Source organism: Undibacterium sp. SXout20W, from assembly GCF_049340285.1.
In the GTDB taxonomy this organism is placed as follows: Bacteria; Pseudomonadota; Gammaproteobacteria; order Burkholderiales; family Burkholderiaceae_D; genus Undibacterium.
The window spans coordinates 3227-18050 of record NZ_JBMPPH010000059.1 but is presented as its reverse complement, the minus strand read 5'-3'; the positions used below and the strand labels follow the sequence as shown (position 1 = coordinate 18050).

Annotated in this window: 11 protein-coding genes and 1 pseudogene; 9 read left to right on the top strand and 3 right to left on the bottom strand. The window is 46.6% G+C overall.

Features of this window, described 5'->3' with window-relative positions; all coding sequences use genetic code 11:
• A pseudogene (locus ACO0K1_RS18615) lies at positions 1-114 on the top strand (IS30 family transposase); the annotation flags it as partial.
• 14 nt (positions 115-128) lie between these two features.
• Here ACO0K1_RS18615 and ACO0K1_RS18610 read toward each other — a convergent pair.
• Positions 129-2399, bottom strand: a complete 2271-nt coding sequence (locus ACO0K1_RS18610; RefSeq protein ID WP_423028454.1) for a TonB-dependent receptor — start codon at positions 2397-2399, stop codon at positions 129-131.
• A 427-nt stretch (positions 2400-2826) separates the two neighbouring features.
• Between ACO0K1_RS18610 and ACO0K1_RS18605 the strand changes: the two genes are divergently transcribed.
• The 7 genes from ACO0K1_RS18605 to ACO0K1_RS18575 all read left to right on the top strand — a co-directional run bounded on the left by ACO0K1_RS18605 (position 2827) and on the right by ACO0K1_RS18575 (position 13232).
• Entirely contained in the window at positions 2827-4026 is a 1200-nt protein-coding gene (locus ACO0K1_RS18605; RefSeq protein WP_423028452.1) for an NAD(P)/FAD-dependent oxidoreductase, read from the top strand.
• A gap of 278 nt (positions 4027-4304) precedes the next feature.
• The gene (rpsU, locus tag ACO0K1_RS18600; protein ID WP_005877634.1) at positions 4305-4517 is read left to right on the top strand and encodes a 30S ribosomal protein S21; all 213 of its coding nucleotides are present in this window, start codon (positions 4305-4307) and stop codon (positions 4515-4517) included.
• A 136-nt stretch (positions 4518-4653) separates the two neighbouring features.
• A complete protein-coding gene (locus ACO0K1_RS18595; protein ID WP_423028450.1) occupies positions 4654-5100 on the top strand; it encodes a GatB/YqeY domain-containing protein in 447 nt (148 codons plus the stop codon).
• Positions 5101-5152: 52 nt separating this feature from the next.
• Complete coding sequence (gene dnaG, locus ACO0K1_RS18590) at positions 5153-6946, top strand: DNA primase (protein WP_423028448.1); 1794 nt, start codon at positions 5153-5155, stop codon at positions 6944-6946.
• 1299 nt (positions 6947-8245) lie between these two features.
• Entirely contained in the window at positions 8246-10405 is a 2160-nt protein-coding gene (gene rpoD / locus ACO0K1_RS18585) for an RNA polymerase sigma factor RpoD (RefSeq protein WP_423028456.1), read from the top strand.
• Positions 10406-11158: 753 nt separating this feature from the next.
• Positions 11159-12721, top strand: a complete 1563-nt coding sequence (locus ACO0K1_RS18580) for a site-specific DNA-methyltransferase (RefSeq protein ID WP_423028446.1) — start codon at positions 11159-11161, stop codon at positions 12719-12721.
• Positions 12722-12794: 73 nt separating this feature from the next.
• The gene (locus tag ACO0K1_RS18575) at positions 12795-13232 is read left to right on the top strand and encodes a hypothetical protein (protein WP_423028444.1); all 438 of its coding nucleotides are present in this window, start codon (positions 12795-12797) and stop codon (positions 13230-13232) included.
• A 14-nt stretch (positions 13233-13246) separates the two neighbouring features.
• On the opposite strand, the gene ACO0K1_RS18570 is transcribed toward ACO0K1_RS18575, so the two are convergent.
• Positions 13247-14278: an IS1595 family transposase gene (locus tag ACO0K1_RS18570; RefSeq protein ID WP_423028442.1), complete on the bottom strand. Its 1032-nt coding sequence runs from the start codon at positions 14276-14278 to the stop codon at positions 13247-13249.
• Between the two features lie 106 nt (positions 14279-14384).
• Between ACO0K1_RS18570 and ACO0K1_RS18565 the strand changes: the two genes are divergently transcribed.
• The gene (locus tag ACO0K1_RS18565; RefSeq protein ID WP_423028440.1) at positions 14385-14606 is read left to right on the top strand and encodes a DUF6471 domain-containing protein; all 222 of its coding nucleotides are present in this window, start codon (positions 14385-14387) and stop codon (positions 14604-14606) included.
• Positions 14607-14610: 4 nt separating this feature from the next.
• Here ACO0K1_RS18565 and ACO0K1_RS18560 read toward each other — a convergent pair.
• The coding region (locus ACO0K1_RS18560) for a hypothetical protein (protein WP_423028438.1) at positions 14611-14824 on the bottom strand (214 nt) is incomplete at its 5' end.

Here is a 14824-nt window from a genome sequence, read left to right as displayed (position 1 = left end):
GCGATGAACAGCTTAAATCATCGTCCCAGAAAATGTCTCGGCTTCAAAACGCCGCACCAAGTATTTATGAAGCAGTTACAATCGCATCAACATGTGGTTGCACTTCGAAATTGAATCCGCCAATTAAATCAGAAGTTGGCTTTGAACTGAACACCGTAGCTACGCGGTTCATTCAAAATACCTGTCAGGTTATTGAAGTCAATCGCTGCAACAACTTGCTGTTTGTTGGTGATGTTACGACCATACGCAGCCAATTCGTATTTACCATCAGCCCATTGATAACCAACACGCAGACCACCTTCTAACAAAGATTTTGCTTTGTATTCAGCTGCTTCATACAAGAACATGTTGTAGGAGTCTTTGTATGCCCAGTCAGTGATTGCGTACAGAGTGCCTTCGCCAACTTGCGTTGTATATTTCAGGTTGAAGTTGCCAACCCATTTAGGTGCACGTGGCAGTGGATTGCCGTTGATTGCTGCTGTGCCTTTGAATGGACCAGCAGGATTCGTTACGGTACAGCCATTGCCGCAGGCAGCGACGAACAGGTTTGGATCCTTGATTTGGGTATCGTTATAGCTGACACCAACCGTTGCTTTCCAGTTGCGGCTCAGATTCGCACGTAAATCAAGTTCGAATCCTTGACCAGTTGCTTTATCCGCATTTACCAGTTTGTTCTGATTAACGCCACCGCTACCAGCGGTTAATTGCAGATCTTTTGCTGTGTATTGGAAGACTGTGAAATCAACGTGCGCAGTGTTGTCCAGAATGTCTTTCTTTATGCCAGCTTCAAAAGACAAGTTCTTTTCAGATTGCGCAACAGAGATGGTATCGCCAAACAAGACGCGACCTTGAACACTCGGTGCGCGGTAGCCAGTGGCAACGCGAGCAAACAAGTTAGTCGTTTTGTCTAAAGCGTAACTACCGCTCAAATCCCAGGTAACGTTGCTTGCCGATGGGTTGGCAGTCAGGACAGGTGTGCCACCTGCGCTGATAGGATTGCCTGGCGTCCATTGGCGTTGTGCATCGAAGTCTTTGCTGTCTTTGGTGTAGCGCAGACCAGCACGGACTTTAAATTGCTCGTTGACAGCGTAGTTGACCGAACCAAATGCCGCATACGATGTGGAGTTTTGATGTTGAACTGCGTAACCATCCTGAACATTGCCGCCCAGTGAGTTGTAGTCAAAACTATCTACCTGGATTTTTTCGTTAAAGTAGTACAAGCCGGTAATCCATTGCAGCGGATCGCTGGTATTAGACTGAACACGAACTTCCTGAGTGATCTGGCGCAGGTATGGCAGTCCATCCGCTGTTTCAGCTGGGAATGGAATGAAACCTGGCCCCATTGTGGAGGCAAATGATGCACCGTAGCCACCGTCAACGTCAGCGCGGCTATAGAATTTTGCTTTGTCGTATCCTGTGATGGAGTAGACCGTCAAGCCATTCAGATCCCAGCGCAGGCGTGCATTGGCACCTTCGGATGCCAGGGTTTGTTTGTTCAGACCATCTGTTGGATATGAACCATAGTCAAACCCTGGCACGATATCATTAGTGCCTTTTTGAATGATATTAGCGCGGAACAAAGTAGCATTGCCGGCCATATCGCGACCATGGACATTGAACAGAGCGTTGAAATCACCATTTTTGTATAAAAATTGCAGACGCGCAGCATTGTCATGGTAGCCTTCAAACGTCTTTGTTCCGGTGCTCATAGGATTGGTAACACGGTCGTTGCGACTTTGCCCTTGAGCAGAAAAACGCATTGCCCAATCTTGATTCAGCGGGACGTTAACCGCACCTTCAAGGTTAACGGCGCCATAGTTACCATAACCAACGCTTCCGTAGCCTTCGAAATTACGTGTGGGCTTTGCCGATTCAAATTTGATTACACCCGCTGGCGAGTTGCGGCCGAACAGTGTGCCTTGTGGGCCGCGTAATATTTCAACTTGTTCGACGTCAAATACTGGGAAGCCTTTTAATATCGGGCTTTCCTGGACGATGTCGTCATAAATTAAACCGACCGGTTGTGATGCATTTAAGTCGAAATCGGTATTGCCCAAACCGCGGATATAAAAGCGCGGGAAAGTGCGGCCGAAATCGGATTCAATATTCAAGCTTGGTACGCGAGCAGATAAGAAACGAATATCGAGGCCGCTTGCACCATAAGTGTCCAGTGCTTCTGCTTTAATTGCAGAGATAGACATCGGTACTTCTTTGATATTTTCTGAACGGCGGTTAGCAGTAACGATCACTGTTTCCAGTTTTGTGCCATCGTTGCTGGCCGCGTTAGGCGTGGCTTCTTGTGCCCATGCTGCATCCATAGGAAATGCTGCGGTAACTGCCACAGCGATGAGGGTGCGAGTAGCGCCCTTCATAAGCTGCTTGGAAGAAAAGTTGCGCATAAAATTAATCCCAAAGGTGAGGTTTGTCCAAAGTGTGGATCTTTTTAGTGCAAAAAATAGTTATCCTGGAGGGGGAGGGCGAACAATTTTTGCTATTTAATTCGGATTGCGCAATCGTTTGCGCAATCGTTGTCTAGTTATCTCTTTTTGCAGAAAGCAAGTCAATAATTTCTTACAATTTGAACTTAAATCAACCCTGAATCTCGAGAAAATGTTGTGTTTTTCTAACAGCGTTATCGTTCTATACATATAACAATTTCGTGCTTTCTTTTGGTGCAAGAATGCACAAGTTTGTCTTTTAATGTGTCTGTCGCAGATGAATTGATTCGCTTGTTGATCCCGAATTGCCCCCATAGTGACGCTAATCAGGAGCGATGCGCAGGCTTATCCGCTACAATCTCGGCCTGATTCCGAGGAAGGTTATGCCATGACTAAACAATTTGATGTTGCCGTTATCGGTGCAGGTGCAGCGGGAATGATGTGTGCCGCTGTCGCCGGTCAGCGCGGCAAACGCGTGGTATTGATTGATCATGCACCGCGCCTGGCAGAGAAAATCCGCATTTCTGGTGGTGGGCGCTGTAACTTCACTAACTTGTACGCGGGACCTGGCAACTTTTTGTCTGAGAACCCCCATTTTTGCAAAAGCGCCTTGTCACGCTACACTCCGCAAGATTTTCTGTCCTTAATGAAGCGTCACGGCATTGCCTGGCATGAGAAACATAAGGGGCAATTATTTTGCGATGATAGTGCGGAAGACATTATCCGTATGTTAAAAGCGGAATGTGATGCTGGTAAGGTGCAATGGCGAATGCCTTGTGCTGTCGATGAGGTATCGCAACTTGATGAGGGGGGCTTCTTACTAAGCACATCTCTTGGTGAAATTTCCGCAGAGAGTGTGGTCATTGCAACGGGTGGTTTGTCCATTCCCAAGATTGGTGCCACTGACTTCGCCCACAAAATCGCTCGCCAATTCGGCATTAAAGTCATCGAGCCACGCCCAGCCTTGGTCCCCTTAACGTTTGATGCAAAAGCTTGGGAGCCGTTTGTGCCTTTGTCCGGGATTTCTCTCGAAGTCAATATTGAAACGGGTGAGAAAAAATCGAAGACCGTTTTTCGCGAAGATCTCTTGTTTACACACAAGGGCTTATCGGGGCCGGGCGTGTTGCAGATATCGAGCTTTTGGCAGCCGGGTGCCGCGATCCGGATTAATTTATTGCCAGAATTGGATGTCGCAGAAGAGTTGATTGCGGCAAAAACAACAACCAAGAAAAATATTGCGAATTATCTGGCGCAGTACCTGCCGGCGCGCTTGGTTGACGGCTTATTGTCTGCGCATGGTTTTGATGGTGATCTCAAAATTGCCGATATGCAGGATAAACGTCTGCGTACTTTGGGTGAAAAGCTCAATCGCTGGGAATTGTTGCCAAATGGCTCGGAAGGCTATCGCAAAGCCGAGGTAACTCGTGGCGGCGTAGACACGCGGGCGTTGTCGCAACAGAGCATGATGGCGGCCAAGGTTCCTGGTTTGTATTTTATTGGCGAGTCGGTGGACGTGACTGGCTGGTTGGGTGGATTTAATTTTCAATGGGCTTGGGCGTCGGGGAGTGCGGCAGGCTTGGCGTTGTAAAAATATCTCAATGTGGTTATTTGGCATTGATTCTTTTTACGTTTTTATACTGGGTAGGGGTATATTTTCAAGTCTATATTATATGTAGACAAATCATGCATTTTGCTTGATACTCCCCACCTTGTTTAAAAAATGCTGGCAAGAAGTGTTGACTTTCTAAGTTTATTGGCAAGGCAGATTAAAGTTTTTGCGTAAGATTTAATCAGATTCCTTCCCATAAATCAAAAATCCTGTTACTATCTATGTCTTCCTATAATCTTTCAATGGTTTGAACTTACATGACCACAATTCGCCTTAAAGAAAACGAGCCGTTCGAAGTCGCCATGCGCCGCTTCAAGCGCACTATCGAAAAGACCGGTCTGTTGACCGAATTGCGCGCTCGCGAGTTCTACGAGAAGCCAACTGCAGAACGCAAACGTAAGCTGGCAGCAGCTGTTAAGCGTCACTACAAACGCATTCGTAGTCAGCAATTGCCTAAGAAAATGTATTAATTCTGATGTTGTATCTGGCCATGCCAGGTGCGATGTTAAATAGTACTACTTAGGTTTTGCATGCCCGCTCCGGTCAGCCGCAGCGGGCTTTGTTGTTTTTATCTGATTCAGTTTCCCGGGTTAAAAAGGTAAGTATATGAGCTTAAAAGACCAAATCACCGACGACATGAAAGCCGCAATGCGTGCTAAAGAAGCAGGCAAGCTGGGCACGATCCGCTTATTGACAGCTGCAATGAAGCAAAAAGAAGTCGATGAGCGTGTTGAGTTGGATGATGGCATGATCCTGGCAATCATCGAAAAAATGATTAAGCAACGGAAAGATTCTATTCAGCAATTTGAAGCGGGTGGCCGTCAGGATTTGGCCGACATTGAAAAAGCAGAATTGGCTGTGCTGTCGACATATATGCCTGCCGCATTGTCCGATGAGGTAGTGCAGGCCGCAGTTGCCGCCGCCGTCACCGAGACCGGTGCAGCAGGTCCACAAGACATGCGTAAAGTTATCGACGTGCTCAAAACAAAATTGGCTGGCCGTGCCGACATGGGTAAAGTGTCTGGTCTGGTTAAAGCTGCGTTGACACGCTGATTTGCCTGTCTTCATTGACCTATTGCCAAAGCTGTAAAGCCAGTAATCCACGGTGATACCACAAAGTTTTATTCAAGACTTGTTGGCCCGCGTTGATATTGTTGACGTGGTGGGTAAGTACGTTCAGCTCAAAAAAGGTGGCGCAAACTACATGGGTTTGTGTCCCTTCCATAATGAGAAATCCCCAAGTTTTACCGTTAGCCCGACCAAGCAGTTTTATCATTGCTTTGGTTGTGGCGCGCATGGTAGTTCTATCGGTTTTTTGATGGAATATTCTGGCCTCAGTTATGTCGATGCGATTCGCGATCTGGCGCAAAGCAATGGCATGATTGTTCCCGAAGAAGATAGGATGTTACCGGCGCAACGTGCCGAGGCTACCGCAAAAAGCCTCGCTCTATCTGAAGTAATGACGAAAGCGGGCGAGTATTACAAGCAGCAACTGCGTGGCGCTCCGCAAGCGATCGCTTACCTTAAAAAACGCGGGTTGACTGGTGAAATCGCGGCCCGTTTTGGCTTGGGTTTTGCTCCTGATGCGTGGGATGGATTGCGTTCTGTTTTTGCTGATTATCAGGCACCAGAGCTGGTGGAAGCTGGTCTGGTGATTGATAAAAGTGAAGAAGAGGGCGGTGGTCGCAAACGCTACGACCGTTTTCGTGATCGCGTCATGTTTCCGATTCGCAATACCAAAGGTCAGGTCATTGGTTTTGGTGGTCGGATCATGGAGCAAGGCGAGCCTAAATATCTGAACTCACCAGAAACCCCTTTGTTCCAAAAGGGGTTCGAACTCTACGGTCTGTTTGAAGCGCGACAAGCGATTCGTGAAGCGGGTTATGTCTTGGTGACTGAAGGTTATATGGACGTCGTTGCGCTGGCACAAATGGGTTTTCCGCAAGCGGTCGCTACCTTGGGCACGGCATGTACGCCGACGCATGTCCAAAAATTGTTGCGACAGACGGATCATGTGGTGTTCAGTTTTGACGGTGACAGCGCAGGCCGTCGTGCCGCCCGGCGCGCGCTCGACGCTTGTTTGCCGCATGCGAATGATGACAAGTTCATCAAGTTTCTGTTTTTACCTGCGGAGCACGATCCGGATAGTTTTATCCGTGAATATGGTGCGGACGCATTTGATCAGCAGGTGCACGAAGCCATGCCTTTGTCGCAGTTTTTTATGCGTGAGATGGTTGGCGATAATGATTTGAGTTCCGCTGAGGGACGTGCCAGGACACAATTCGATGCCAAACCTTTGCTGCAAGGGATGCAGCCATCAGGCTTACGTCTGCAAATTGTCAGAAATCTGGCGCAATTAACGCAGACTACGCCAGCAGAGATTGAAGCTTTGTTCGAACTTTCGCAGCCAGTTGCACGCGTCAAACTGGCGCCACCACGCTCAAAACGCAGCGCGCCCGTTGGTTTGGAGCGCCAGATTATGCGTATTTTGGTGGCTTATCCTGCATTGGCGATGATGCTTGACGATGCGATCTTATCTGAGGCTGCACTATTGGCGCCTGATGGTGCAGCAATGTTGATGCAGTTGGTTATGATTGCTCAAAGCATGGGCGAGGGCGCTCAATTTGCTGCACTTGCCGAGCAGTTAAAAGCAGTAAGCCAGGATTTTGATGGTTTAATCGCGGAAGTTGCAGAGCAAACCGATACCGATCCTGATTTGGTTAAATTGGAATTAACCGGCGCTATCCGTCAGATTCGATCGCAGGCATTGAAGAGTGAAGCGGAGCGACTGGTATCTTCTGGTTTAAAGACCGATGAAGATAAGGCTCGCTGGCGCGAAATTATGCAATTGCAAGAAGTGCTGCGTCAACAAGCGGTGACGGAAGCCGGCATACGCTAGTGCAATAATGTCCATGCGGAAATGGATCGCTTATCCAGTGGCATCATCCGTGATTGCGTGATTGCGTAATTGTGTGATTTTTGCTGAAAGTGTGGTGTAAAAGGAGACAGTGTGTGGAAAAAATAATTACTTTTTTTACATCTGTTGCGTCTCGATTTTGCACCCGAAGTGGTGTCTTTGCAGGGAAATTTCAAGGGCTGTTACGCAAAAAATTTGCCTATTTTTTTATCAGTTTAGTTGTCGTTTGTCTAGCTTTAGACTAGAGAAATGCTTGACAGCGTGCTATAATTAAAGGCTTATGATTCAAGGTCTTAGGTTGTTTCATTTCGCGCAAATTTGTCTTATTGCGTCGAAATGTGTTGTTTAGGTGAGCGTAATGCTCCTCCGAGTAACCCAAAACACTGGCGCTGAGTCTCGGGAAGTCTGAAACAAAAATGGGTTTGCACCGCATGCAGGTCATTTGCTCTTGCGTCGTGGCATTTCTTTTTGTGCGATTTGTGCGCGGTACGGGCATTTGACTTCCACAGTTCCGGATGGTTTGATTCAATGGCTAGCGCAATGAAGAAACCCGCGAAAACACTGGCGTCTGCAGCAGTTAAAAAGACTGCAACAAAGACGTCTACTAATGCAAGCATCGCCCCTGCAACAAAGACGGTCAGTAAAACAGCAGTAGCCAAAGCAACAAGTGTCGACGTTAAAACGCAATCTAAGGCAGCCAGTAAGCCTGCGCCCAAACCAGCCGCCAAGGTCGTAGCGAAGTCCGAGACTAAGCCGACTGCGAAGCCGACAGCGAAGCCAGTTACTAAGCTTGCAACCAAGGTCGCCGATAAAAAAGCGACGCCTGCAAAGGCAGCGCCAAAGTCAAGTGCGGTACCTTCAAAAGCCACTGATAAATTAGAGGTTGCGAAAGGTTCTAAAGCGCCTAAAGTGAACGTAGCCCAAGGTGTTGAGTCTGCACCAAAGCTTGCAGCAACGGCAAATAAACGTAGCGCAAAAACAGAGACTGATGTGGTGACTTCTGCATCAGGCAACAAATTACCGACAAAAACACCGGTAAAACAAGTAGCAGAAGTGGCGCCCAAGACGCCATCCCGAGTCAAAAAAAGTGATGAGAAAATTGCGGAAGTCGCAACTCATCAGATTGCTGGTAAGCAAACGCGAGTCGTTATCGAATCGCCGCAAGCTGACCCAGTGGTATCCGCAACATCGAAAGCTTCCGTGACAACTAACAAAACCGATTCAAAGACAGTGACTAAGCCTACCAAGAAATCAGCGAAAGCTGCACCTGAAGTTCAGGAAATCAAGACTGGATCTGCACCAACCGTTTCGCAGACGACTGATGCGGCGGTATTGGCCGCGATTGATACGTCCGGTTATGTTTTGCCAGGCGTAAAAGTGCCTGGCCGTCGCGGACGCAAACCAAAAGAATACCAGCCAGAAAACGAAGAAATTGCAGCATTGAACGCGGTCGAACGCGCAGAGATGAAAGCAATTGACAAGGCAAAAGCAAAAGACCGCAAAGCCAAAGAAAAAGCCTTGCTGAAGGACGCGTTTTCTTCTGATCCAGAAGCAACTGAAGAAGAACTCGAACGTCGTCGTCAAAAGCTCAAAACCCTGATCAAACTGGGTAAAGATCGCGGCTACTTAACGTTTGCAGAGATCAACGATCACCTGCCAGAAAACGTTGTCGATCCCGAAGCAATTGAAGGCATTATTGGCACCTTTAACGACATGGGTGTTGCTGTCTACGAACAGGCACCGGATGCGGAAACTTTATTGTTATCCGATAACGTCGTTACCGTCACCACCGATGATGATGAAGTTGAAGCAGCCGCTGAAGCAGCGCTGTCGACAGTTGATTCTGATTTCGGTCGCACCACCGATCCAGTCCGCATGTACATGCGCGAAATGGGCTCGGTTGAGTTGCTGACTCGCGAAGGCGAAATCGTCATCGCTAAGAAAATTGAAGAAGGTCTGAAAGACATGATTCAGGCAATTTCTGCGTGTCCAACGACCATCGCAGAAATTCTTGCCGCGGCAGAAAAAATCGCTGCCGACGAAATGAAAATTGACGAAATCGTTGATGGCTTGGTTGACCCAAATGCCAGCGATGAACCTGCGCCTGTCGTTGTTGCTGCTGTGTCTGAAGAAGATGAAGAAGACGAAGAAGACGAAGAGGAAGAAGACGAAGAAGACGATGATGGCGGTGCCGCTGGTGCTGCTGCCATTTCTGCTGAACAGCTAGAGCAAATGAAGCGTGATGCGCTGGCAAAGTTTGAAATTATTTCCACCAATTTCGACAAGATGCGCAAATCTTTCGAAAAAGAGGGTTATAACTCAAAGTCTTATGTAAAAGCGCAAGAAGCCATCTCTAATGAATTGCTCGGCATTCGTTTCACCGCTAAGGTCGTCGAGAAATTATGCGACACCTTGCGCGGTCAAGTTGATGAAGTACGCCATATCGAAAAGCAAATCTTAGAAGTTGCGGTGAATCGTTGCGGCATGCCACGTTCGCACTTTATTAAGGTATTCCCAGGTAATGAAACCAACCTCAAATGGGTTGAAGGCGAAGTCAATTCCGGACATTCATACAGCGCAGTGCTTGGACGTAACGTTCCAGCTGTACAGCAGTTGCAACAAAAATTGATCGACCTGCAATTGCGCGTTGTATTGCCACTCCCAGACCTGCGCAACATTAACAAGCGCATGTCCGCTGGTGAAATGAAAGCCCGTAAAGCCAAGCGTGAAATGACCGAAGCGAACTTGCGTCTGGTTATTTCTATCGCAAAAAAATACACGAATCGCGGTTTGCAATTCCTCGATCTGATTCAAGAAGGCAATATCGGTTTGATGAAGGCCGTGGATAAGTTTGAATACCGCCGTGGTTACAAATTCTCTACGTACGCCACATGGTGGATTCGTCAGGCGATCACCCGTTCCATCGCCGATCAGGCGCGCACCATCCGTATCCCGGTGCACATGATAGAAACGATCAATAAAATGAATCGTATCTCACGTCAGATTTTGCAAGAAACAGGCGTAGAGCCAGATCCTGCAACGCTGGCGATCAAGATGGAAATGCCAGAAGACAAAATCCGCAAGATCATGAAAATCGCGAAAGAACCGATTTCCATGGAAACCCCAATTGGTGACGACGATGATTCCCACTTAGGTGATTTCATCGAAGACAACCATACATTGGCACCCGCCGACGCTGCCTTGCACGCATCGATGCGCAACGTCGTCAAAGACGTGTTGGACTCTTTGACACCACGCGAAGCCAAAGTATTACGTATGCGTTTCGGCGTAGAAATGTCGACCGATCACACCTTAGAAGAGGTCGGTAAACAATTCGACGTCACCCGCGAACGCATTCGCCAAATAGAGGCAAAAGCATTGCGTAAATTACGTCACCCATCCCGCTCCGACAAGCTCAAGAGCTTCCTCGAAGGGAATTAATGTTATATAATTAGCGCTGATTTTTTTCAGCGCTAATGTATTTTTTTGCGCCGATTTTTCGGTGTAAATCATAGTCAGTAGCAAACGACTTTTATTAAATTTTTTAGTTTCTCTGAACAGAAAAACTAATCAAAAAAATAGAAAACGTGAAGAAAAATGGGCCTCTAGCTCATGTTGGTTAGAGCAGCGGACTCATAAGCTGTACAGAGATGTAAAAATATCGTTTAAAATCAATGATTTATAGTTGATTTTAAATTGAAAAAGTGGCCTAGGCTACGAATAGGCTACAAATGACCTCGTTTTATTTGTAGTCTATGCAGTAAATTTTCAGTTTCAGGGCCTCTAGCTCATGTTGGTTAGAGCAGCGGACTTAACAAATGCTCTCCTAAGGCTCGTAAGAGTACGGAGTTCATTGATTGGGTTGCCTTTAGGTAAGTTGACTCTGCCTTTAGGTAGAACTGTTCAAATTCGGGGAAACCTCTGATGAGCAATCATCGTGGCAATCCCGAGCGAAGCTCTCGTTAAGAGAGAACGTGTAGAGACTGTACGGACAGGTCGTAAAGACAAGAGACAGTCCAGACCACAAACCCGAAAGGGGCGGCGAAAGTCGTAGTTGGTAAGCATAATCCGTTGGTACCGTGTTCGACTCACGGGAGGCCCACCAAATTAAAAAAACCGCAGTGTTTTAGTACACTGCGGTTTTTTTTCGTTTCTGACGTTTATACTTACAACAAAAATTTAATAAAGGTTGTTATGCCAGAAATTCAATTTAAAGGTAAAGAGTTTGTCTTTAACCACCATCTATCAGTTCCATATCGTCCGTTAGTCTCGGATGAAAAAAAATCCATCGGCTCACCTGACTTGAATGGCAATCTTGTTGTGCAGGGGGACAACCTACATGCATTGAAAGCATTGATGCCACTGTATGCAGGGAAAATTGATTGTGTCTTTATTGACCCACCATACAACACAGGTTCACAGGGATGGGCTTACAACGATAATGTAAGTAGCCCATTCTTAACTGAATGGCTCAACAGTAATCCGATTAAGCAAGACGACATGCTTAGACATGACAAGTGGCTCTCAATGATGTATCCACGAGTCAAACTTATTCATGAACTGATGTCAGACAGTGCAACGATTTGGATGACTCTTGACGACAGTGAGATTCATAGAGCAAGGTTGCTTTTTGATGAGATTTTTGGAGAACAAAATTTCATTGGATGTGTTTGCTGGCAAAAGAAATATGCACCATCTAATGATACGGTGGATTTGTCTGCAATGCATGACTACATTCTTTGCTATACAAAAAAGAGGGAGTTCAATGCACAAGGTAAAGCAATTGCAACCTTAAGCAGAAACGATAGAACAGACGAACAAAACAAACTTTATAAAAATCCAGATAAAGATGATCGTGGTGACTGGACATCAGGTGACTACACGTGCAACAAGACAGCCGACCAAAGACCTAACCTTTACTATCCATTAATCCATCCAAAAACTGAAAAAGAGGTATGGCCGAGCAAAACAGCAGTATGGCGATACAGCAAAGAAAAGCATGAAAAAAACGTAAAGGAAAAGCGAATTTGGTGGGGCTTGGATTTGGAAAATCCCACACCAAGGTATAAACGATTTCTAAAAGATGTTAAGGGCGTAGTTCAAGGTACTTGGTGGTCACATACTGATGTTGGACATAATGATGAGGCTAAAAAGGAAATTAAACAGATTTTTTCTGACAAAGACAATCCTTTTGATACGCCAAAACCTGTAAGGTTAATTAAGAAAATTCTTGAATTAGCTACTGATGAAAACTCAATCGTTCTTGACTCCTTTGCAGGCTCAGGAACAACAGCCCACGCATTAATGGAACTCAACCAAGAGGATGACGGTGATAGACAATTCATTCTGGTTGAGTGTGAGGAATATGCTGATGATCTGACAGCCGAAAGAGTTAGGCGAGTCATCAAGGGATATTCATTCAGTGGAGTGCAAAAAACCGAATTGCACAAAGAGAGTATTACCTTTACCAGCCTCAAAAAAGCAGACTCAATTCTTGACAAGATTCATAGTATTGAAAACTTGGAAAAACATAAATACGACACCATTAAAAAAGAGGTCAAAGATGGTTTTCTTGCAGTTTATGGTGAAAAGACAATCGCTGAATCAATTGATGGGCTTGGTGGAGATTTCACCTACTGCACACTTGGAGAACCAATTGACATTGACAAGATTCTGACTGGTGAAAACCTACCTGATTATCAGGCTATTGGTTCATGGTTATTCCACACATCAACAGGAGAATCCGGAATTATGTAGCAGCCGCACAGAGCTTTTCTTGATCTAAAAATCTACACTACCCCAATCAGTAATCATTTTTTTGGGAGTCAACATGGCAGAATCTCACGTAGTCTCGGGCTTGGTATCCAAGCGTTCCGAAGTCGCAGGTCAAATCGCATCGTATCAGTCAGAAATCCAGCGCTTGCAACATGCCTTATCGCACATCGACGGCACAATTAAACTGTTTTCACCAGAATACGACCTGCGCACCGTCAAGTCTAAACGAACCAATACGCGCAATCAATATTTTGCTCAGGGTGAGGCGCAACGCATGACTTTGGATTTGATGCGTGAGAAGCAAGCTGCTATGTGCAGTCGTGAAATTGCAGATGCTCTGATAAAGCGCAAGGGGATTGAAGCCACTCCCGCCATCGTGGCGAGGATTCAAAAGAACATTCTGGCCGTACTGCACCGCCTGGTAACGCGCCGCATTCTCAGAGAGGTCGATGCTAGCGGCGAGCGCGGCGTCATGCAATGGGAAATTATTTGACTGGATAGTAATACTCAAGCGGCCAGCCGCTCAGCAGTCCGCTTATTCCCCTGCCAGTAACCGCACCAGTCATGGTGCGTTTTTGTTTGTACGCACTTCATGCAAATATCATCAAAGATATCGCCGTTAGTCATGCGGCGCGTATCTTCGCGGTAGGCGGCTTCATTGGCATAATTTGCCAGGTACAGATTGCCGAACTTATGCGTCTGACCGTACTGCATGCGGCGGAACCGCGAAAAATACGATTCAGCCAGATTATTCGTCGTGCCAGCATCGCTGCGATATTCAATCGAGTGATTAACACGGCGCGTATCAAATTTAGCGTGCAAGCCATCGTAGGCGTTCGATTCATCGGCGCAAATGACAGACCCCTTTTTCACATACAGATCCGCCAACTTACCGACATCGGCCTGATTCTCTGCCTTAATCACGAATGAAATCGTTTTATTGGCTCCCTGGATGGTGCTGCCGACGATATTCGTTTTTTGTCGCATGACGAATACGCAGCGTTTATCCGTGCGTTGGTTGATGAACAGGCGGCGATCTATGCGGTCTTCCTTTTTATTCTTCGGCCGGATGTGTCCGTTCACATACGCACCGTCCATGTGAATCTCACCTGACAGCGGCGCATCATCGCGCCGCTCCATCAGAGATTCCCTGATTTTATGGCATAGAACGAAGGCGGTTTTGTACTGCACGTCTAAGTCTCGCCCCATTTGCAGCGCGGAAATACCTTTTACGGCATTGGTGTAGATCGCAATCGCTGCCAGGTACATTTTTAGCGGTAGCTTGTGAAACGCGAAGATCGTGCCGGAGGTCACGCTGAAAGTGTGATTGCAGTCTTTGCAGCGCCACTGGCGGCGCGTGGCGATGAAATAGTGCTCATGCACGACGCCACACATCGGGCAAGTCACGGCCTTGCCATCACCCCAGCGCACTTTTTTAAAGACCTTGAATGCCTGCTCGTCGTTCATTTCAAACACGCGGCGCAGGGATAAAGTGCGGGCTTTTGCAGAAAGGAGAAAGTGTTGAGTCATAATCATCATTTGTGGAGATTAACATACTGTATATGATGATGATGAATTTAACTTACTTTGTCAATATAAATATATCGTGTATGATGATATAAATCATCAAATATAGGAAATAGCGATGGAGCAGGATTGGGAAAGCCGCGTTAAGGGACTGTTAAAAGCAGAACTAAAGCGCCGCGATGTCACCTATCAGGAACTCACTGAAAAGTTAGCGGGGATAGGCGTAGCGGAAACGCCAGAAAACATTGCAAATAAAATCAGTCGGGGAAAATTTTCTGCGGTATTTTTTGTTCAATGCCTTGATGTCTTGGGGTGCCATACCATCCGCCTTAATGATTAAATCCTTAACGATCTGTACTCAAATAAAAATCGAGTAACCGTGAAATAAAACTTGAAAAATGAAAATACCAAACAATAATTTGAAAGCCAAGCCAAGCCAAGCCAAGCCAAGCCAAGCCAAGCCAAGCCAAGCCAAGCCAAGCCAAGCCAAGCCAAGCCAAGCCAAGCCAAGCCAAGCCAAGCCAAGCCAAGCCAAGCCAAGCCAAGCCAAGCCAAGAC